Here is a 19,310-nt window from a genome sequence, read left to right as displayed (position 1 = left end):
TCCCATCCAGTTCGATGGCGTCAACGACTTTTTGTCGCAAATCGAGGCTGTAGGGTTTGGCCATGGCACACAGGTGGGGATGTCTCTACCTCTAGATTATGTCCTAATCAGACTGGCTATAGCTATAAACCACCTCCTCGCTAGTTTTGTTGACCAAGCAGTGAGCGTCATGGCTGCCTGCCTTAAACCCGGCACACATGCCGGGTTGCAGCAGCGTTTCTCCAGCATTGGTAATCAGGGTTGGTGTTCCTAAAAGAATATAAATAAACTCGTCTTGGGTGGAATGGGCGTGTCGCAAAGCTGAAACGGCACCAGGCATCAATTTCACCTGGTTGACGCCAAAGTTAGATAGCCCAAACAGGTTTCCCAAAGGTCTCTTTTCTCGACCCGCCATTCTAGAGGCAAAGGGCTCTGGGTAGTTTGACGATTTGGTTCGCAGCGGGGCTTCAGAGGCTACAACGGCAATAGGGCTTTGGGGTTCGCTCATGCAATTCTCCAGCTACTCTAAACTCACAATCAGTAGATTGCGTTTAGGCCATTCATTCTATCGTCAGGCCCAGCTCGTAGCACCGTATCCCTCTAGAATTCGAATAGCTTGGGGTTATCTATTGGCGATCGCAAAATTCTCCCATGGTCAGCTTTCTAGCAGTGGCAGCCTAACGGTAAAGGTTGCTCCCTGACCTTCGCCTAGGCTTTCAGCTTGAATGGTGCCACCGTGCATTTCTACTAGGTTTCGGGCGATCGCTAGCCCTAGCCCTAGACCGCCAAATTTGCGGGTTGTGGTGCCATCCTCTTGGCGAAAATACTCAAATATATGGGCAATGAAATTAGGATGAATGCCCTTACCAGTATCGCTGACTTGAATTTGAGCCTGAGAACCAACCTTCAGCAAATTCACGTCAACCTGCTCGCCCTCCTGCGAAAACTTAACCGCATTGCTGAGCAAATTCCAAACTACCTGCTGGAGACGGGTAGGGTCTCCTAAAACCAGCCCAACCGCTGGATCTAAATCAGCCTGAATACGAACAGACTTAGCTTCTGCCGTTAACCGCACCGTTTCGATAGCAGCTTCAACAACTGAGGCCAAACTAACCGGTACTTTTTTGAAATTTAGCTTTCCCTGCATAATGCGGGTAACGTCTAGAAGATCTTCAATCAGCTGAGTTTGTAGCTTGGCATTACGCTCGATCGCCTCTAGGGCAAACGCCGTTTTTTCGGCATCTAATCTGCCGCTGCGCAGTAGACTAGACCAGCCCACAATCGGGTTCAGCGGCGTTCGCAGCTCGTGGGAGAGCACCGCTAAAAACTCGTCCTTGATGCGGTTGGCGGCCTCTGCTTCTTCTCGGGCAGCTTCTGCCCGCATGAGGTTTTCAGCCCGCTCTCGCTCCTGCTGAGACAGCAGGTTAGCGGCAAACTCTAGGGATTGCCCCAGCAGGACAATCTCTCGAATCGAAAGTGTGCTGACCTGGGGCGGCTCACCGTTGGCCAACGCTTCTGCCGCCAACGCCGCCTTGGTAATACCGCGAGAGATCGGTCGCGACAGCAAATAAGCCCCCAAGCCGCTTACCAACAGCAGCGCTAAACCCGACCCAATTACTAGCCACATCGCCCGTCTCACGGGGCTCTGAACGACTTCGACTGGCACCGTGACCGCCACCGTCCAGGGGGTGTCTTGCACCCGGCTAAAGGCGACATACACCTTTATGCCGTCTAGGGTAGTATCCCGGTAGACACCCTCATTGGCTGCGCCAATGTGCTGCAAAAAAGAGGGGGTGCCCAGCTTGCCCACAAAGCGTTCAGGGTTGCGGGTGCGGGCGACAACCACCCCTTGGCCATCGACAATGGTACGCGTCCACTCTCCATCGACCGGGAGTCGAGCACCAACAACGTTAGCCAGGGTCTCAGGCGAGATAATAGCCGTCAAAACATACTGCAAATTGCCGTCTTGGATGACGGGCACGCGCACCGGAAAAGCAAAGTCTTGCCCCAGCTGCCCTTGCCCCAAATCACCTACCGTGGGCTGACGAGTCTCAATCAGTCGCTCTAGACTCTCAGATTCGTGGGTGTAGGGCAGGGGGCGGCTCAAGGAATGCCCGCTGTTGAGCAGCTCTTGCCCATCGGGAGATAGCAGAATCGTGGTCAACCAGGTGATTTGCGTCGCTGTCAATCGCTTCGCTTCGTTGTGAAAGCTTTCCAGATCGCCTTGGTAGAGCTGTTCAGATGCCGCTAGGGCCTGTAGCGTTCGAGTTGTGCTAGAAAATTCACTCCCTACTGTCGAAGCCAGATTATGGGCCTCCCGGAGCATCAGCCGCTCTGACACAGCCTGCTCTTGGTTTGAGAGCCTCAAGACAACCGCACCAGCAAACAGCACAACCGGTAGCAGCGTTCCCGCCACCAGCAGCACAAGGTACCACCTGAGCGAGAGCGTCTGCCCCCCAGGCGATTTCGGTGCAGGTAGTAGATCTGCTAAGGCAATGCGCTTAGCAAGCGCGTCTAAAATGCCAGTCTGTCTAGCTTTTTTGTTTACCATCTATTTGTATGGCATGCGCTGTAGAGTCTGCTGTATGAGCAGACTACTGTCGACTGCCTCTCAGAAGCTCCACCCATTACCCCACAATTGCCAGTGAGAATATTATGTTACCCGGCATCTTGCGACACTATCCACTTCTAGGTTTAGATACAAAAACATCAGTCTTAAGATAGATTTTGATGAGGCAAAAGGCGATTGGTGTCGGGAAGGATAGCGATCGCCCCTCTAGCATTCTTACCCATGACATTGCTCAAAAGATCATTAAAGATCATGATGATCTAGGCACAACCTCAGCCCGTAAATGATCTACATTCCTGAGCTGAGGCCCAAAGCCAGCACAGAATAAAACCTCACAGGCAAACAATCTTCAGCACGGTATCAGCTGCTTTTTTCGGCCTGACACGCAGATCGCAAATACCATACATCATGCGAACACCTGCTTTCTTTCTGTTTTCTTTAGGCTTTGCCCTACTAAAGAGCCTGTGGCTTAAGCGATCGCATTAACGTTCAGTCAGTGTATATGTATCGCTCCATACCCTTAACTAAGGCAAGTATCACAGACAGCACAAATGCCAACAACATCTTCTACCAAATGGGTGATGAACTCCGCCGCAGTTGGCTGATATAACTCTCAATATCATCCAGACTACTGCAAAGATGCCTGACTCCCACTTCTCAAACAAAAAGACGGTTTCGAACTCGACTTCTGAACGTCTTAAGAAGAATTCTAAAAAGATTATGGAGTTATGGGAAATTCGAACCCGCGACGAATTGAGCGCATCAGTTCATCAAGACTCGCTGGCTTTACAAAATTCTTTGCCTCGTTATTTAAATCACCTAGCCGACGTTCTCTCCGATCAGTCCGGCAAGACCTCAGCCCAAATTGAAGCCATTAGACTAGAGAGCACTCACGTCGGCAAACAGCATGGCCATGAGCGTGCCGGGTATGCCGACTACACCGTGAGTCAGCTCATTTTGGAATACCATATTCTTCGTCAGGTCATATTCCAAGTTCTAGAAGAAAAAGCCTCCCTAAATGTAAGAGACCGAGACATTATTATTGATTCCATTGAGCAAGCGGTTAACGATGCCGCCACGCAGTTTTCCCATACACTCAGGGATATTCAGGAAATGTTTATGGTGACATTGACCCACGACCTTAGAGGTCCAGTCAATGTTGTAAAAATGGGTGCTCAGCTAATTTTGCGCCGGTTTGAGCGAGGCGATGCCCACCTCGACATTACCGTAAGAATGATCGGTGCCATCGATCGCATGGATGCCATGATTCAAAACCTACTCGACGCTAGTCGTCTACGAGCAGGGCAAAGTCTCTCCCTAGAGTTTGAAGAATGCAACCTAGATCAGCTGCTTAAAGAAAGCGTGGAAGATCTAGCTTTTACCTACGGAGAACGCTTTGTCGTAGTTTCAGACCCAAGCATTACCACCAGCTGCAGCCGCAAGCAACTTCGGCGGGTGATTGAAAATCTAGCCAGCAACGCCGTGAAGTATGGCGAACCCGACACTCCAATTACATTCAACCTTCAAAGGGATAACGGGTGGATTCACCTTGCTATTCACAACCAGGGCAATCCCATTCCACCGGAGACTCAATCCATTCTCTTTCAGCAGTTTCGGCGAACTCCTTCGGCAGAAGATAAAACAGGCTGGGGATTGGGGCTGTTTTTAGCAAAGAACATTGTCGAAGCTCACCGGGGAACCATCGACATTGAAAGCGCAGAGGGTAAAGGAACAAGCTTCATTATCAAGCTACCTGAATAGATTTGCCCACTTAATAGTCCAATAATCGCTACCGTAAAAGGCACCGCCGCAAAAGTCGTTTGAAGTCGGCCACGCGCCTGCCAGAACGCACATCAAAACTTCTGGCTCAGTCAAAATTCAGGCCAATTGCATCGCCATTTTTAGTTAGGGCACATAAAGACAACATTCCTTGAGAAACGATGGCGAACCAGATAGCGTCCCAGCTTTTGGTTGTGTTGGCTTCCTTGACCCTGAGCTGTCTGGCCAACTACCAAAAAAAGCAAAGGCTCTAAAGCAACCTTTAGAGCCTTTAAGCAATTACAAGTAGACGCTACTTGAATTTTGTGTCGCTGTCAGAAGCAACGTGTTCACGCCGATGCCACGCGTCTTGGCTGGCATGTCTCGCCTTATCCCAACCCAATCGGCTAGAGCTAGACTGCTGCTCATATTGTTGTCTAAGGTGGGGTTCAGCGTCTTGGTAGGTCAGCCCCTGTTTTGAGTATGTTGAGTGGCCTTCGTAACCAGTGCGGTAAGCAGGGCTATAGTCTTCGTAGGTGTAGGTAGGCTCTACGTAGGGGCGGGTAGCGTAGTTGTGACGCCAGTACTCATCCTCAACGGTAGGGTCTAGGGTTTCAGCCACTCCCTTACCTAGTAGCCCACCGGCTACCGAACCAACCACAGCACCTACGGCACCGCCAATGGGGCCACCGACAATAACCCCAACGGCAGTGCCCACTGCGCCTGCGCCTGCAGCGCCAACCCCAGTACCCACCGGGCGAGCACCCTGCTCCCCAGTAATTGGGTCAGGATTGCTATCAGGATCTGGCTTGTGCTCATCAGTCGGTTGATGGATTGGATCCGGATCACGATTAAGATCTGGTTTGTAATCGTTGTTTTTGTTAACGTTCATATAGACCATCTTCCTTGCTAAAGGCTATTTCTCCATAGAAGCTAACGAGTGACGATTAGTTCTATTGGATCATTCCTGAACAATAGTTATTTCTTGCCTGAATAAAACCGACTCTTAGGGGGAGATTTATCCACCAGTAGGGAAGAGATTGGGCCAAGTCAGCGTATACGCTGAATAGCGAAAGTTTTTGTTTTTATGGGGTTGCCATTGACTCAGTGTCTGCCCGCTTTAGGGTAGTCAAACGGTATGGAACAGCTCGACTCCAGGCTCTAACCGCGATCGCAGGCAGCTAGCCACTGCAAATTGAGCCCAGCGAACTCTGTTCTGAGCCCCCCTCCTTGCAGTTGCGCATTCAGCGATTGGGCATTTTCGTCAACGGAGCGCCGATGGCAACCAACCCCGAGGCGAAACTAGCCAGCGCCTACCCGCTCAAGCCTTTGCCAGATCAACGTTTCACTAGGTTGCGCTAGGCCAAACACCCGTCTTGGGTCTAGAATTCTTGTGCTGTTAAGGTCTTTGCTGTATGCAGCGTAAAAAAACAGCTCGACCGCAAAACTCAATGGATTAATCTACGGTTAGGTTCAGCAAACCTCTCGGTCAGCGCTAAAACGCCTTACAGTTGGGCAATCTAGACAATGACTAAACTAACCTTTCATCCTGAATGAGACCGGATTTACCCCGAGATTCCACCTTATATTTGTAGTGCTAGACACGATTCTTTTAAACAAGTTAAAGTGGTACTGAGTACGAACTACCTCCCCTACTATGGATGAGCAAGCTGCCCCCAATAAGCCCATCGCCTCTCTAGACGATGCCATTGAGCGATGCCAGGCCCTTGGCATGCGGCTCAGTCGGCAGCGGCGCTACATTTTAGATCTGCTGTGGCAGCACCAGGGCCACCTCTCTGCCCGCGAAATTTACGATCGCCTCAACCAGCAGGGCCGCGAGATTGGCCACACCTCGGTCTACCAAAACCTTGACGCCCTCTCTGAGCAGGGCATTATTGAGTGCGTTGAAAGGGCCGACGGTCGCCTCTACGGCCACCTAAGCGACTCCCACAGCCACGTCAACTGCCTCGACACCAACGAGATTATTGACATTGAGGTCACCCTACCCGCCGACCTGATTCAGCAGATCGAAGCCCGCACGGGGGTCACCATCACCGACTACCGCATTGACTTCTTTGGCACCACCACCGCCACCCAGTAAGATCTTTGCAATTTCCCCGATACTAAACACCCCTCGGAGATTGGTTCCGAGGGGTGTTTGGTATCGGCATAACGCCTTTACTGACTCACCGAGGGCGCTTTTAGCACCGGCAGCGCAGCAAGGGGAGCCAACCCTTCGCCACTGGAGTCGGTCACAAACACCTGACTGAGTCGGGCCGTGAGCTTTTGGGTAGTGGCGTCGTAGATTTGGGTCAGCATCTTGGGGTAGAAACCAAAGCCGATAATCGGCACCAGCAGACAGGCGATGATAAACACCTCGCGGGGTTCGGCATCGGCTAGCACTTCGTGCTCGATCAGCTCTTTATTCTCAGGGCCGTAGAAAATCTCCCGCAGCATCGACAGCAGGTAGATGGGCGTGAGAATGACTCCAATGGCCATAAAGATGACGGTGACGAGCCTAAAGGTCAAGCTGTAGGCATCGCTGGTGGCAAAGCCCACAAACACCATGAGCTCAGCCACAAAGCCGCTCATGCCCGGCAGCGCCAGCGAGGCCAGCGAGCAGGCGGTAAACATGGCGAAGATCTTGGGCATCTTTTTGCCCACGCCCCCCATTTCATCCAAAATCAGGGTGTGGGTGCGATCGTAGGTGGCCCCCACTAAGAAGAACAGACTGGCCCCAATCAGCCCGTGAGAGATCATTTGCAGCACCGCGCCGCTCAGCCCCAAGTTGGTAAAGGAGGCAATCCCAATTAGCACAAAGCCCATGTGGGAAATCGACGAGTAGGCGATCTTGCGCTTCAGGTTGCGCTGAGCGAAGGAGGTCAGCGCTGCGTAAACGATGTTGATGCAGCCCAAAATCACCAGCACTGGCGCGAAGTAGGTATGGGCATCGGGCAGCATGCCCAGGTTCATGCGCACTAGGGCATAGCCACCCATTTTAAGCAAAATGCCCGCCAGCAGCATGTGCACCGGGGCCGTAGCCTCACCGTGGGCATCGGGCAGCCAGGTGTGCAGCGGAATAATCGGCAGCTTGACGGCGTAGGCAATCAAAAACGCGCCGTAGAGCAAAAGCTGCATCCGCAGTGGATAGACCTTCTCTGCCAGGGCCGTCATGTCAAAGGTGATGGTGTCGCCGTAGAAGGCCATCGCCAGCGCCGCCACCAAGATGAACAGCGACCCGCCAGCGGTGTAGAGAATGAACTTAGTCGCCGCGTAGAGCCGCTTCTTGCCACCCCAGATTGACAGTAGCAGATACACCGGAATCAGCTCTAACTCCCAAAACAGGAAGAACAGCAGCATATCCTGCACGGCAAACACGCCGATCTGGCCGCTGTACATGGCTAGCAGCAAAAAGTAAAAGAACTTGGGCTTAAGGGTCACCGGCCAGGCCGCTAGGGCCGCCAGGGTGGTGATAAACCCGGTCAACAGCACTAGGGGCATCGATAGACCATCTACCCCCACCGACCACTTGAGGTCGAGCTGGGGCACCCAGGTGTAGCTCTCGACTAGCTGTAGACCAGGATTGCTGAAGTCATAGTTGAGGTAAAAGGCGGCCACAATCAACACAAAGTCGATCAGGCCCACCGACAGGGCGTACCAGCGCACCGTCTTACCGTTGTCGTCAGGTAGAAACGGTATCGCTATGCAGGCCACCAGCGGCAGCAGCGTAACGGTGGTCAACCAGGGAAAAGTCGCGAAGTCCATAGTGCTGTTTCTCGTCGCGTTCTGCTAAAAGGGCAGGATATTAAGGGAAATTGAGGAGGGGGAGAAGGTTTTGAATTTTGAGTTTGGAATTAAAAATTGAGAATTCAAAATTCAAAACAAAGAGCTCAACACTTTCCTCTCCCCGCCGCTCACGCTTAGGTGACGCCTGACAGCAACACCAGCCCCAGCACCGCCCCAAACACAATCAAGGCATAGAACTGAGCGCGGCCATTCTCCAGATACTTTAGCCCTTCGCCAGTCACTAGGGTGACGAGGCCCGCTAGGTTAACGATGCCATCGACGATGCGGATATCGACTTCGAGCACCTGCTTGGCCAGCTTACGGCTGCCCTGGACGAAGACCACATCGTAGATTTCGTCGATGTACCACTTGTTGAGCGAGAGATTGTAGAGGAAAGGGATTTTAGCGGCGATCGCCTTCGGGTCAACCACCTTGGTGCGGTACATCAGCACGGAGATGATGATGCCGACAGTGGCGATCGCAACGGAACTCCCCGCCATCAGCGCAAACTCGCTCCAGTCAAAGGCCTCCGCCGACTCCAGGGCTTCTACCACTTCCCCAGGGGGATGGATGAAGGCCTCGAAGTAGTTTGCGAAAGGCGTACCCAGCAGGCCCACCAATACCGAGGGCACCGCCAGCGCCATCAGCGGAAAGGTCATCGACAGGGGCGACTCGTGGGGTTCGTGGGCGTGGTGCCCATGGTCATCGTGGTCGTCGTGGGGGGCATCCAGGGTTAGCTCCTGGGGGTTCATGGCACCGGGGCCCAGGGATGCGCCCATCTTCTGAAGCTGCGCCCGCTTGAGGTCGCGGCGAATGCCCTCATCGTTGCCCCGGAAGCTGCCCTCAAAGGTGGAGAAATACATGCGGAACATGTAGAAGGCGGTGATCCCCGCCGTCAGCCAACCCACCACCCACAGAACGGGGTTCGCCGCAAAGGTCGCGCCCAGAATTTCATCCTTAGACCAGAAGCCCGCGAAGGGGGGAATGCCGCAGATCGCCAGGGTGCCAATCAGAAAGGTGATGGCGGTAACGGGCATGTACTTGCGCAGGCCGCCCATCAGGCGCATATCTTGAGCCAGCACCGGGTCGTGGCCCACCACCGCTTCCATACCGTGAATCACGGAGCCGGATCCCAAAAACAGCATCGCCTTGAAATAGGCGTGGGTCATGAGGTGAAACAGCCCGGCGCTGTAGGCACCCACACCCATGGCCATCACCATGTAGCCCAGCTGCGACATGGTTGAAAAAGCCAGCCCTTTCTTGATGTCGTTTTGGGTGATGGCGATGGTCGCGCCCATAAATGCCGTAAACGCCCCGGTGTAGGCAATCACGGTCATCACCGTGGGGATGTGCTCGAACACGGGGTACATGCGGGCGACCAGGAACACGCCCGCCGCCACCATCGTCGCGGCGTGAATCAGCGCCGAGATCGGGGTGGGGCCTTCCATGGCGTCGGGCAGCCACACGTGCAGCGGGAACTGAGCCGACTTGGCCACCGGGCCGAGGAACACCAGAATGGCGAAGATAGCGGCGACGCTGGCGGGCAGACTGCCGATGTTGACCATATCGGTCAGCCGCTCGCCCATGATTTCAAAGTCGAAGCTGCCGGTGGCCCAAAACAGGCCGAGGATGCCCAGCAGCAGGCCAAAGTCGCCCACGCGGTTGGTGACGAAGGCCTTTTGGCAGGCATCGGCGGCGGGCTTGCGGTTGTACCAGAAGCCAATTAGCAGGTACGAGCACATGCCCACCAGCTCCCAGAACACGTAGACCTGGAGCAGGTTGGGGCTAATCACCAGGCCCAGCATGGAGGAGCTGAACAGGCTCAGGTAAGCGTAGAACCGCACATAGCCGGGATCGTGGGCCATGTAGCCGTCGGTGTAGATCATCACCAGAAAGGCGACGGTGGTGACCACGACCAGCATTAGCGCCGCCAGGTGGTCGATGGTATAGCCCATCTCAATGTGAAAGTCGCCCGCCGAGGCCCACTCAAACATGGCCTGGTAGGGGGCGTGCCCCTGCCACTGGCTCCAAAAAATTGCAAAGGAAAACGCCATCGCCGCCCCCATCAGGGAGACGATGAAGATTGCCGCCGGCTGCCGCAGCTTGCTGGTGGCCTCACCGTAGGAAATCAACCCGGTGCCAACGATGGCAGCCCCGATGAGCGGCAGCACCGGGATCAGCCAGGCGTATTGATAAAGCGTGTCTACAGAATCCATTTCGACTGCCTACTCCAAGAGCTTGCGTGAGTTGGCAAAAAACCGCTTACATTCTGACATACCCTTCCCCAAGGAAAAGTCGGTTTCATAGCAAAATCGAGGAAGCTGAGGCGCGATCGCCCCCAGTCAGACCAGCTTTAGAGCCCGCCTCAGCAGCCCAGCCAGGCTACCAAACGCTTACCCCAGGCTCATTCTGTCGACCTGCGTGGCCTAAGGGCAGGTTTCTTAAGAAAGATGTCCGATTCGTTGGGCAATTGCTGGCCGAGAGCAAAATCTCACCCTTGAGCGATAATCAGGGCAGCCGCTGTTCTCTGGGAATGGTTCAATGGCTGACCAGCTAATGATTTACTGGGCTCAGTCTTTGGCACAAGAAATGTTTTGGGATGCTATGAAGCTCTGGCTAGTCTGCTTTTTGATCTTGTTTTTTGGGGCCGAAGCCGCCCAGTGGTTGGGGCATCTGCCCTGGGTGAGTAGCGTTGAGCTATCGCTGCCACTGACGATCGCCGGGGGCATTGGGCTGGCGATCGCCTCCAACTATGTCGCGCTTTTTGGCCGCAACTGGCCCACCTTCAGCTCCCTACCGACAAAGTCAGCGGATCCCTCCTGGCCAAGCCCGACAGCACCACCTACCCCAGCAGTCGTGGCCCCTATAAAGTCCGCCAAGGCCAGCCGCAAGGCGGATACGATTTCCTTTGAAATCAAGAAACCTTAGGGAAATAGGGTGGGGGAGTGATGGGGTGTCTAACCATCCCTCCCTGACGCCTTCACTACCGCATATTTCGCTTCAGTTCTTCCAGTTCCTGCTCTGTCTCCCATCGCTGAAACGACTCCTCTACCGGATCCATGGGATCGCGGCCAAATCCGTCAAAGGGGGTCTTAGCCCAGCCCGTGTCCCAGCTGGTGGTGGCTCGCTGGGCAGTGCGCTGGGCCTGGGTTTCGGCGATTTTGGCTTTGAGTTCGCGGCGGCGATCGTGAATTTCTTTTTGCAGGGTGCGGGTCTGCTCAATCTGGTCTTTGACGCCCTTAAGCTGGCCCCAGTACTGGTTGCCCTGGCGCAGCAAAGCCGCCTCGCGCTCTTGAGCCGCTTTGACTAGGTCAAGGCGGTTGGCGGCCTGGGCGTTTTGAATGCGGCTATGCCAGCGCTGAATGTCTTGGGCGGTGGCGAGAATGCTGTCTTCGAGCTGCTTTTCGCGGCGCTTGAGGTCGCCCAGCAGGCGAATGGCGTCTTGCTCTTGGCCCCGCAGCTGGTCTTCTAAGCCCCACAGCTCTAGGTGGGGGTTAGCTTTGAGAAACTCGTCGAGCCGGGTTTCAAGAAATTTGCTCAGGTCTTCGAAGAGGCCCATGGTTTAACTCCGCAACGCCTGCCTTTCAGAATAGCGGGTTCGCCCTACCCGGGGCGATCAGCGCTTTACCTGGGGAGTGACGCCTTTGCTTTCGACGCAGGCGAGGTAGGCAATTTCGGTGTCGTCGAGTTTGTAATCGTTGTAGTTGTCTTTGACATCAAAGACTTTTTCTAAAAAGTCGTTTTGGGCTTCGCGCAGGGCGCGGGCAAAGTTGCCCTGGCTGAGCTCTTTGGGCAAACACTGGGCCATGGCGGTCAGATCGGTGCCATCGGCGGCAATGTAGCGTTTGGGCGCGTCTGCGGCGTAGGCGGGGGCAAACAGGCTAGAGCTGAGCCACAGCAGCCCAGCAAGAACTGCAAAGGCAAGACGCTGGGCAACGCCACGGGTAAACCATCGAGAGATTGACATAGTGATAAAACCAGTGAGTAGGATATCTACGGTTTTATTCTAGTGAAATAAAAATAATGGGGTGGGCGGCCCGCTTGTGCAGTGCCCGGGTGAGAACCAGCTCTGCTGGCGGTAGCACAGCAGTGGCTAACCGCTGTTAAGGACAATTCTGGCAACGAAAATACCCGAGAATTTTGATACCCGGCGGAGGGCGATCGCAGCTATTCACCTCTGCTTTATAGGTTTCTGTAAATTGGGGTCACAAACTTGGTAATTGGGCCACAGATCGAAGCACCGGGCCAGGCAAGCTGGCTGTAGGTGAGACCCATCAGACGCACAACCCCTGCCGTCGTCTCAGGTTTAAGTTTTTTGCTGTTCTGCGATCGCATCCCTAGATCATCGCCCCAGATCTGCGATCGCGAACTGGCAGAGCCTACCTTACAGGCTTACTCCTATCAGCGAGCATCTACTGCAATGAACCCAATCGAGTCTTCATGCCGTATTCCTGCCAAAACTATCAACAGCGTGAGCGACTACATTCCCAACCGCACCATTGCCACCCTCGACGGCATCAACGCGGCCGCCGTCGCCATGGGTGCCAAACAGCAGCGCGAAACCGACATAGCGGCCCTGGTCAAAACCGCCGCCGATGCCGCCCGCCAGACTGAGGTTAATCTGCACAACGCTGTTATGGCGATGCAAGAGTCAGTCCAAGAATATTTAGACGCTGGCCACGACCTCAATAGCGACTAAACCTAGATCGTTGCCAGCACAACGGTTTGCTTAGAACCGCTGCCCAATGAAGATCGATCGCACTTCGCCGTTGCGACGAATCACCGCTTCTTCGTTAGTGACCGACACTAGGCTCCAGCCGCTGCTGCCAATGCGCTCGCCAATGTAGACCCGCTGAGAGACGCCGTTAATTTCAAACAGGGCTGCCGAGCGATCGCCCAGTTCTAAGATACCCACCAGCCCGTGAATCGGGTTTGCCGCCACCGGGGCCTGCGACGGTGCGGTAGGGGCCACCGCAGACGGCGCGCCCACCCCTGGCTGAGGTACCAGAACCGTAGCCCCCGGGGCGGGCTGCTGTGCCGTCTGGTAGGGAATGTAAACCCGCTCGATAACGTTGACTGGCCCAGAGCCCAGGCTGCCGACGGTACCACCGGCCCCCAGGGGCGGCAGCATGGGCGGCGCAGGTACAGCGACCCCGCCAGGGGCCTGACCGACAACGGTAGAGGTGCCCACCTCGCCCCGCTCAACCTTGCCCGCGATCACCTCTAGCGATCGCTGCAAGTAGGCCAAAAATTCTTCGTCAGACTGTTGCGCCGCCGTTTCGGTAGCGGAGCGCCCCAGAGAAAAGCGATTGCCCGGCTGACTAAACCACAGCAGCCCCCCAACCCCCATCAGCGAGAGTGCCGTAATGGTCAGCAGCATGCGGTCAAACAGCTTACCCAAGCGGGTCTTGTCGGGGGCTGCTGGCGGATGGGTGCCAACCTCATCGGTGCGGAAGAAATCGAGATCGGTGCCCAGGGGGGCCAAGGGCGCGTCTGCCGCTGGCAAATCTACGGGTTCGGCGGTGGTTTCGACAAAGGGGGCGATCGCCGTAGAAGCCGGATCTGGAGCCGCCTCTACCGCTGCTAGGGCTGCTTCATCGCCCTCCAAAATTTTGTCAACATCGTCGAACAGCTCGGTGATCAGGCTGTCGGCATAGGTGGTCACCAGGGTCTCTGGATCGACCGGGGTCGGCTCCTCGGGCGGCAATGTGGCGGTGCTGCGAGATTCTTCCTGGCTCATAGGTCGATTTATCCTGGCGGTGGCAAAGGGAGAAACGGGCGGCCTGATGGGTCTTTTGGGAAGCTCAAACTGGCGTAGCTTAAGGTTAAAAGACGCTTCTAGCCGACACTCCCCCGATAGTCTGATGAAGTTTACCCCAACTTGCCAAATCTTTCATCCAATCGGCGAGAATCTGTTAAATGTTTTTGGAGAAGGGAATTGGGGGAGACAAGGCGATTTACTCCCTGCCTCACTAAAACGGTTTCGCCGTGTGATGCTCTAGGTCAAACTCGTAGCGATCGCTCAAATTAGTCGCCCCGTATACGTTAAACGACACCGTGGGCTCATCTCCCACAGGTTCTACGCTGTGGATGGTATTGGCGGTGAGAGCCACAACATCGCCGGGGTTGAGAATCACCTCGTCAACTGGCTCTAGCTGATCGGGGTAGTTGGGTTCGGGGGCGCGTCGCCAGAGACGGTGGCGCTCTTGACCGCCCACCAGAGCCACAATGCCCCAGGCTCCGTGATTGTGAACTGTAGAGGCATGCCCCGGCAGCCAGGCCACCATTTGCACCGTGATCGGGAACTCGTGCTCGCGATAGAGAAAATTGACGCTCCAGCCAGTTCTGGGGTCGGGGGTGTTGTACTCCATCTGCAGCCAGTAGGAGCTGACCAGCAGCTTACGCACCAGCGGGGTAACAGCCTCTAGTCGACTGATGTCGTCGTGGAAGATATCGAGAATATCTTCTAGCTCAGTGAGAAACCGATAGAGGCGGTAGTAGCGCCTTGGCTCCAGCGTCTCGGGGCTGCCAAAGGAGCTACAGGTGCCGTCGTCGGTGACTAGCCAGTTGTGGTTTGCCATGGTGGTCGCGGCGCTACTCAACACGCACGCGGCGGGTTTCGACCACCATGCCGTCTTCGCGAATCACCACTGTAGACACCCAGCGGTTGTCGGGCTCGGCGGGGGCGGTGCCCACTTTGTAGAGCCCGCCAGAGCTGAGGATGTCGAAGACTACTGGGCGGGGCTCAAAAAAGTCTTCGGAGGTGACGCCTTCTTCGACGGCGACACCCATCAGCGATCGCTCCTCCAGCGGCTCCACCACAATCGTGTCAAAGCTGTAGGTTTGCCCGGTGGTCAGGGTGGCGGGCAGCTGCACTTGCAGGGTGGGTGGGTTGCTGCCCGACACCAGGCGGCTGGTTTCGCTGAGGGTCTCTTGGTAGGCGATCTTGCCGCTTTCGAGGCGCTGGCGCGAGGTGGTGTCGGCGGTGAGGGTGAGGGTGCGATCGGGGCGGGTTTGGGTGCCGGTGACGGTGGTGCGGGTTTCGAGGGTGTAGCTGCCGGGGCCAGCGGCCTGCCAGCTCAGCAGTTCAATGTCGTAGGTAAGGTCGGGATACTGCTGCCAAAGGGTTTCGAGGGTTTGGCGCAGCTGGGCGTAGTCAAAGCCAGTGTCGCTGTCAAAGCCCTCGCTGTAGAAGGCCATCACGGCCTCGAGGTTGCGACTGCTCGCCGCCGTCTCTAGCTCGGTCAAAAGCTGCTGTACCTCGGCCGGGGCCGCTTGGGCCAAGACTGGTGCGTTCATGGGCACATTCGCCTGGGTGACTGGCGCAAACGCCCCCGCCCCCGCCATCACCGCCGCCATCGACACGATTCCTAGACTCCACCGCCGCACTGCCGAGTTAGCCACGCTGAACCGCCCCATTAACCAAAAATACTCCGTCTACCTTATATCAGTTTCTTGACGACCGACCACGGTAGTAGCCCAGCTGTCCTCCTGGCACCAACCCGCTTCAGCCAGCGCTGGATCCGTTTTTTCTCAAAGAAGAGAAAACCTCGGGCATAGATTCTAGGCAGGAGTTGGTATAGTTAGAGGCGTTTTCAGCATCGAGGGTGTTCCCTTGTCATCTCCATCTACCCGAGCGGCATCTCCCCGGCTGCTGGTGGCCGCCAGCGGCACAGGTGGGCACCTATTTCCGGCGATCGCCACCGCCGAAGCCCTGCGCCAAGAGGGCTACTCTATTGAGTGGCTAGGGGTGCCCGATCGCCTCGAAACCACCCTGGTGCCCGAGCATTTTCCGCTGCATACGGTGCGCATGGCGGGGTTTCAGGGCCGCCCTGGTCTGGGGACAATCAAGACACTCGCTAAGTTTGGTCAGGCCACCGTACAGGTGCGGCAGTTGCTGAAAAAAAGCCGCTTCGACGGCGTGTTTACCACCGGTGGCTACATTGCGGCTCCGGCGATTCTGGCGGCGCGATCGCTAGGCTTACCCGCTGTGCTGCACGAGTCCAACGCTCTACCTGGCAAAGTTACCCGCTGGCTCAGCCCCCGCTGCACCGCCGTGGCGCTGGGGTTTGAGGCGGCCCGCCAATATTTGCCCAAGGCCAACACCCTCGTGGTCGGCACTCCGGTACGGGACGAATTCTTAACCCCAGAACCACCCGTTTTAACCGATCCAGCGATTCCCGATGGAGTGCCGCTGATCGTGGTCGTGGGCGGCAGCCAGGGCGCGGTCGCGGTGAACCAGCTGGTGCGCGCTGCTGCCCCCGCGTGGATTGAGGCCGGTGCCTGGATTGTGCATCAGACCGGCAGCAGCGATCCCGACGCCGACAGCTACAGCCATTCCCACTACATCCACCGGCCCTTCTTTGGCTCGATGGCGGCCTTGATGCATCGGGCGACCCTGGCGATTGGGCGATCGGGAGCGGGCACGCTGACGGAGCTAGCGATTTCTCGCACGCCATCCGTGTTGATCCCTTACCCCTTCGCCGCAGAAGATCACCAGACGGTCAATGCCAAAGTCTTTGTCGATGCCCATGCCGCTCTGATGTTGAACCAAAGCCAGATTGTCGCCACAGAATTTCAGGCCCTAGTGCTTAATTTGCTGGCAGAGCCCCAGCGGTTAGACGCGATGGCGGCAGCAGCAGGGAGTTTGGCCACGGCCGATAGCGCTATCAAACTAGCCGATTTGATTCAGCAGGTGGTGCTGAACCGTTAGATCTCTCCGGCAGCAGCGCTATTTTCAGCGGTTTTAGAGCATACTTCAACGGCTAAATAATGACTTGAATCAAGCCAGTATGTAATGCTTCATCATCGATAACGATGAGCAGATTTTCTGGTTCTGCTTGGGTATCAACCTGCGATCGCAAGGGTCATCGCTTATTCCCACTGCTGGAGTGCTCGTCGGGCAGGGGCAAAGAGCGCAAATAGTACTTTTCACTTACCCTACAACACCTCCTATCCATGGAAAAGCTGACCATTACTCGCCCCGACGACTGGCACCTGCATCTACGGGATGACGACGCTCTAAAGGCCGTCTTGCCCCATACGGTGCGCCAATTTGCTCGCGCCATTGTCATGCCAAACTTGAAGCCTCCCGTGCGCTCTGTCGCCGATGCCGCCGCCTACCGCGATCGCATCCTGGCCGCGGTTCCAGCTGGTCAGCAGTTCGAGCCCTTGATGACCCTCTACCTCACCGACAACACCAGCCCTGATGAGATCAGGGCGGCCAAAGCGGCTGAGTTTGTCAAAGCCGTGAAGTATTACCCCGCCGGGGCCACCACTAACTCAGACTCGGGGGTCACGGATATTCGCAAATGCGATCGCGTGTTTGCCGCCATGGAGCAAGTCGATATGCCGCTCTTGCTGCACGGCGAAGTGACCGATACCAACATCGATATGTTCGATCGCGAAAAAGTGTTTATCGAGAAACACCTGATGCCGCTACGGCAGCGCTTTCCCCAACTGCGGATGGTGCTGGAGCACGTTACCACCTCAGATGCGGTGGCCTTTGTGCTGGCAACCGACAACATCGCCGCCACGATTACGCCGCAGCATCTGCTGTTTAGCCGCAACATTCTGTTTCAAGGGGGCTTGCGTCCCCATTACTACTGTCTGCCCATTTTGAAACGGGAGACCCATCGTCAGGCCCTTTTGCAAGCCGCCGTTTCTGGGAATCCCAAATTCTTTCTAGGTACCGACAGTGCGCCCCATCCACTCAGCGGCAAAGAAAGCTCCTGCGGCTGCGCGGGCTGCTTTTCGGCCTTGCATGCCTTAGAGCTGTATGCCGAAGCCTTTGAGAGCGTCGGCGCGATTGATAAACTAGAAGCCTTTGCCAGCTTTTATGGGCCTGACTTCTATCAGCTCCCCCGCAATACGGCACAGGTTACCCTAACCAAAACCACCTGGCGTGTTCCCGACGAGTTACCCTTCGTGGAATCTGGTCTGGTGCCGTTACGGGCTGGGGAAGAACTGACCTGGAAAATGGCGTAGCGAATCCTTAGAGCGTAGGGGCTATAACCGTTTGCCAATCGCTGAGAGTCGAGCTTGACTCTAGCTCAGGGACAGGGCTGCCATTGATGAAAACCGTCGGCGTTGACCAAACCCCGCGACTGATCGCATAGCGAACCGAAGCTTTGGCTCGACTCGCCACTGCACCCTCTTCATCGCTGATTTGCTGAGCCAGATCGCTATTTGACAAGGCGGGGTCAAATTTGGCGGCTAGGTCTTCGATCAGCTGTCGCAGGTCTTGACGGGTTTTGTGGTCAAAGGCGTCTGGCCCATAGTCGGCCTGGTGTTGGTACAGGTGGCCGATAAACTGCCAGGCCCGCAGCGGATCGTATGCGGCGATCGCCACCACAGCCTTAGTCAAATCCCAGCTCTGGCGATGATCGCACAGCACGATGGAGTGAGCTGTAATGGCAACGCTTTCGCTCTCGTAGTGATTAGCTACCGCCAGCACCGTGGGCCAAGCCTTTTTAGAAAAAGGACATTCCAGATCGACAAAGACCTCTATTTGCACGGGGACATCGCCGGATCCTAAACGAAACCCGCTGGGACGAGACGGAACAGGCATTGACATAATTAAGCGGTTTTTAAAGCATTCAACAGCAGTTTATGAGAGTTTGCTCAATGCTGTTACCCTCGCAAGGCAGATTAATACGTGCAAAGAAAAAGAAGAGCGATCGCATAGAATTCTGCGATCGCCCCCACCAAATTACGTGTAGACCTCACCATTCTGTACGCTGTTCAGGTTGAGGCTGTCCGCTTCTTCTAGTGCCGTTGATTCGCATTGCAGGTGAGCTTCTAAAAGCTTTAGGTTTCGCACGTTCGACTTGTAGAAGGCGTCAAATAAGTCTCCTACCAAAGGAACAGTCCCCACTACGGCCTCTAAGCCAATGTTAAAGATCATCTGCGTCAAAATGCCCCTGGGCAGACCAAACCGGGCTGCCAGAACAATTACGTAAGCCGATATGGCAGTAGCAACCAAATCACCTAGCCCAGGTATTAGCCCAAGCACCGGATCCCAGCCAATTTTTATTCCCAGAACGGGAATTTTGAAGGCCGTATCCATCAATCGGCTGATGCGACGGATGCGGGTTAGGTTTCTGAGTTGGGATGCAGTGTTAACGGTATTCATAGGCTAATCCTGCCAGCTATGGCTAGCGGTTGTCTTACGTCGAAGGAAGGGAAAAAGCCCAGCAGATGATTGAATCGCATTTAG

General features: G+C 55.5%; 18 protein-coding genes. 6 read left to right on the top strand and 12 right to left on the bottom strand.

What is annotated here, in order from left to right:
* Positions 1 to 103: 103 nt before the first annotated feature.
* Both VB780_RS11095 and VB780_RS11090 read right to left on the bottom strand, forming a co-directional pair.
* Positions 104 to 487: a cupin domain-containing protein gene (locus VB780_RS11095; RefSeq protein ID WP_323351211.1), complete on the bottom strand. Its 384-nt coding sequence runs from the start codon at positions 485 to 487 to the stop codon at positions 104 to 106.
* A gap of 147 nt (positions 488 to 634) precedes the next feature.
* Entirely contained in the window at positions 635 to 2,404 is a 1,770-nt protein-coding gene (locus VB780_RS11090) for a sensor histidine kinase (RefSeq protein ID WP_323351210.1), read from the bottom strand.
* Between the two features lie 783 nt (positions 2,405 to 3,187).
* On the opposite strand from VB780_RS11090, the gene VB780_RS11085 reads away from it, so the two are divergent.
* Entirely contained in the window at positions 3,188 to 4,309 is a 1,122-nt protein-coding gene (locus VB780_RS11085) for a sensor histidine kinase (protein WP_323351209.1), read from the top strand.
* Between the two features lie 310 nt (positions 4,310 to 4,619).
* Here the strand turns inward: VB780_RS11085 and VB780_RS11080 are convergent, their stop codons facing one another.
* The gene (locus VB780_RS11080) at positions 4,620 to 5,198 is read right to left on the bottom strand and encodes a hypothetical protein (protein ID WP_323351208.1); all 579 of its coding nucleotides are present in this window, start codon (positions 5,196 to 5,198) and stop codon (positions 4,620 to 4,622) included.
* A gap of 765 nt (positions 5,199 to 5,963) precedes the next feature.
* On the opposite strand from VB780_RS11080, the gene VB780_RS11075 reads away from it, so the two are divergent.
* Complete coding sequence (locus tag VB780_RS11075) at positions 5,964 to 6,407, top strand: Fur family transcriptional regulator (protein WP_323351207.1); 444 nt, start codon at positions 5,964 to 5,966, stop codon at positions 6,405 to 6,407.
* 77 nt (positions 6,408 to 6,484) lie between these two features.
* Here the strand turns inward: VB780_RS11075 and VB780_RS11070 are convergent, their stop codons facing one another.
* Entirely contained in the window at positions 6,485 to 8,071 is a 1,587-nt protein-coding gene (locus VB780_RS11070) for an NAD(P)H-quinone oxidoreductase subunit 4 (RefSeq protein ID WP_323351206.1), read from the bottom strand.
* Positions 8,072 to 8,226: 155 nt separating this feature from the next.
* On the bottom strand, positions 8,227 to 10,308 hold the full coding sequence (locus VB780_RS11065; protein ID WP_323351205.1) for an NAD(P)H-quinone oxidoreductase subunit 5: 2,082 nt from the start codon (positions 10,306 to 10,308) through the stop codon (positions 8,227 to 8,229).
* A 325-nt stretch (positions 10,309 to 10,633) separates the two neighbouring features.
* Here VB780_RS11065 and VB780_RS11060 point away from each other — a divergent pair, with 325 nt between their 5' ends.
* Entirely contained in the window at positions 10,634 to 11,020 is a 387-nt protein-coding gene (locus VB780_RS11060) for a hypothetical protein (protein ID WP_323351204.1), read from the top strand.
* Positions 11,021 to 11,075: 55 nt separating this feature from the next.
* Here VB780_RS11060 and VB780_RS11055 read toward each other — a convergent pair whose 3' ends face one another.
* Positions 11,076 to 11,651, bottom strand: coding sequence for a TIGR04376 family protein (locus VB780_RS11055; RefSeq protein ID WP_323351203.1), 576 nt, complete (start codon positions 11,649 to 11,651; stop codon positions 11,076 to 11,078).
* Positions 11,652 to 11,708: 57 nt separating this feature from the next.
* Entirely contained in the window at positions 11,709 to 12,059 is a 351-nt protein-coding gene (locus tag VB780_RS11050; RefSeq protein ID WP_323351202.1) for a hypothetical protein, read from the bottom strand.
* A gap of 453 nt (positions 12,060 to 12,512) precedes the next feature.
* On the opposite strand from VB780_RS11050, the gene VB780_RS11045 reads away from it, so the two are divergent.
* Entirely contained in the window at positions 12,513 to 12,791 is a 279-nt protein-coding gene (locus VB780_RS11045; protein ID WP_323351201.1) for a hypothetical protein, read from the top strand.
* A gap of 30 nt (positions 12,792 to 12,821) precedes the next feature.
* Here VB780_RS11045 and VB780_RS11040 read toward each other — a convergent pair whose 3' ends face one another.
* The 3 genes from VB780_RS11040 to VB780_RS11030 all read right to left on the bottom strand — a co-directional run bounded on the left by VB780_RS11040 (position 12,822) and on the right by VB780_RS11030 (position 15,511).
* Positions 12,822 to 13,832 carry a hypothetical protein gene (locus tag VB780_RS11040; RefSeq protein WP_323351200.1) on the bottom strand — a complete coding sequence of 337 codons (1,011 nt, stop codon included), beginning with the start codon at positions 13,830 to 13,832 and terminating at the stop codon, positions 12,822 to 12,824.
* Positions 13,833 to 14,064: 232 nt separating this feature from the next.
* The gene (locus VB780_RS11035) at positions 14,065 to 14,673 is read right to left on the bottom strand and encodes a cupin (protein WP_323351199.1); all 609 of its coding nucleotides are present in this window, start codon (positions 14,671 to 14,673) and stop codon (positions 14,065 to 14,067) included.
* A gap of 13 nt (positions 14,674 to 14,686) precedes the next feature.
* Complete coding sequence (locus VB780_RS11030; RefSeq protein WP_323351198.1) at positions 14,687 to 15,511, bottom strand: nuclear transport factor 2 family protein; 825 nt, start codon at positions 15,509 to 15,511, stop codon at positions 14,687 to 14,689.
* 196 nt (positions 15,512 to 15,707) lie between these two features.
* Between VB780_RS11030 and murG the strand changes: the two genes are divergently transcribed.
* A complete protein-coding gene (gene murG, locus VB780_RS11025; protein ID WP_323351197.1) occupies positions 15,708 to 16,805 on the top strand; it encodes an undecaprenyldiphospho-muramoylpentapeptide beta-N-acetylglucosaminyltransferase in 1,098 nt (365 codons plus the stop codon).
* Positions 16,806 to 17,050: 245 nt separating this feature from the next.
* The gene (pyrC, locus tag VB780_RS11020; RefSeq protein WP_323351196.1) at positions 17,051 to 18,079 is read left to right on the top strand and encodes a dihydroorotase; all 1,029 of its coding nucleotides are present in this window, start codon (positions 17,051 to 17,053) and stop codon (positions 18,077 to 18,079) included.
* A gap of 7 nt (positions 18,080 to 18,086) precedes the next feature.
* Here the strand turns inward: pyrC and VB780_RS11015 are convergent, their stop codons facing one another.
* Together VB780_RS11015 and VB780_RS11010 are read right to left on the bottom strand one after the other, a co-directional pair.
* Positions 18,087 to 18,662, bottom strand: coding sequence for a DsbA family protein (locus VB780_RS11015; RefSeq protein WP_323351195.1), 576 nt, complete (start codon positions 18,660 to 18,662; stop codon positions 18,087 to 18,089).
* Between the two features lie 141 nt (positions 18,663 to 18,803).
* Positions 18,804 to 19,226 carry a DUF4112 domain-containing protein gene (locus VB780_RS11010; RefSeq protein WP_323351194.1) on the bottom strand — a complete coding sequence of 141 codons (423 nt, stop codon included), beginning with the start codon at positions 19,224 to 19,226 and terminating at the stop codon, positions 18,804 to 18,806.
* Positions 19,227 to 19,310 lie beyond the last annotated feature (84 nt).

Origin of the sequence: Leptolyngbya sp. CCNP1308, assembly GCF_034932455.1 — a bacterium.
Taxonomy (GTDB): domain Bacteria; phylum Cyanobacteriota; class Cyanobacteriia; order Phormidesmidales; family Phormidesmidaceae; genus Nodosilinea.
The sequence above is the reverse complement of the archived record's forward strand: the minus strand, read 5'-3'. Positions and strand labels throughout refer to the sequence as shown.

Coding starts and splice junctions, on each gene's coding strand:
- VB780_RS11095 (WP_323351211.1), bottom strand. CDS start 487: ATGAGCGAACCCCAAAGCCCTATTGCCGTTGTAGCCTCTGAAGCCCCG.
- VB780_RS11085 (WP_323351209.1), top strand. CDS start 3,188: ATGCCTGACTCCCACTTCTCAAACAAAAAGACGGTTTCGAACTCGACT.
- VB780_RS11080 (WP_323351208.1), bottom strand. CDS start 5,198: ATGAACGTTAACAAAAACAACGATTACAAACCAGATCTTAATCGTGAT.
- VB780_RS11075 (WP_323351207.1), top strand. CDS start 5,964: ATGGATGAGCAAGCTGCCCCCAATAAGCCCATCGCCTCTCTAGACGAT.
- VB780_RS11070 (WP_323351206.1), bottom strand. CDS start 8,071: ATGGACTTCGCGACTTTTCCCTGGTTGACCACCGTTACGCTGCTGCCG.
- VB780_RS11065 (WP_323351205.1), bottom strand. CDS start 10,308: ATGGATTCTGTAGACACGCTTTATCAATACGCCTGGCTGATCCCGGTG.
- VB780_RS11060 (WP_323351204.1), top strand. CDS start 10,634: ATGGCTGACCAGCTAATGATTTACTGGGCTCAGTCTTTGGCACAAGAA.
- VB780_RS11055 (WP_323351203.1), bottom strand. CDS start 11,651: ATGGGCCTCTTCGAAGACCTGAGCAAATTTCTTGAAACCCGGCTCGAC.
- VB780_RS11050 (WP_323351202.1), bottom strand. CDS start 12,059: ATGTCAATCTCTCGATGGTTTACCCGTGGCGTTGCCCAGCGTCTTGCC.
- VB780_RS11045 (WP_323351201.1), top strand. CDS start 12,513: ATGAACCCAATCGAGTCTTCATGCCGTATTCCTGCCAAAACTATCAAC.
- VB780_RS11040 (WP_323351200.1), bottom strand. CDS start 13,832: ATGAGCCAGGAAGAATCTCGCAGCACCGCCACATTGCCGCCCGAGGAG.
- VB780_RS11035 (WP_323351199.1), bottom strand. CDS start 14,673: ATGGCAAACCACAACTGGCTAGTCACCGACGACGGCACCTGTAGCTCC.
- VB780_RS11030 (WP_323351198.1), bottom strand. CDS start 15,511: ATGGGGCGGTTCAGCGTGGCTAACTCGGCAGTGCGGCGGTGGAGTCTA.
- pyrC (WP_323351196.1), top strand. CDS start 17,051: ATGGAAAAGCTGACCATTACTCGCCCCGACGACTGGCACCTGCATCTA.
- VB780_RS11015 (WP_323351195.1), bottom strand. CDS start 18,662: ATGCCTGTTCCGTCTCGTCCCAGCGGGTTTCGTTTAGGATCCGGCGAT.
- VB780_RS11010 (WP_323351194.1), bottom strand. CDS start 19,226: ATGAATACCGTTAACACTGCATCCCAACTCAGAAACCTAACCCGCATC.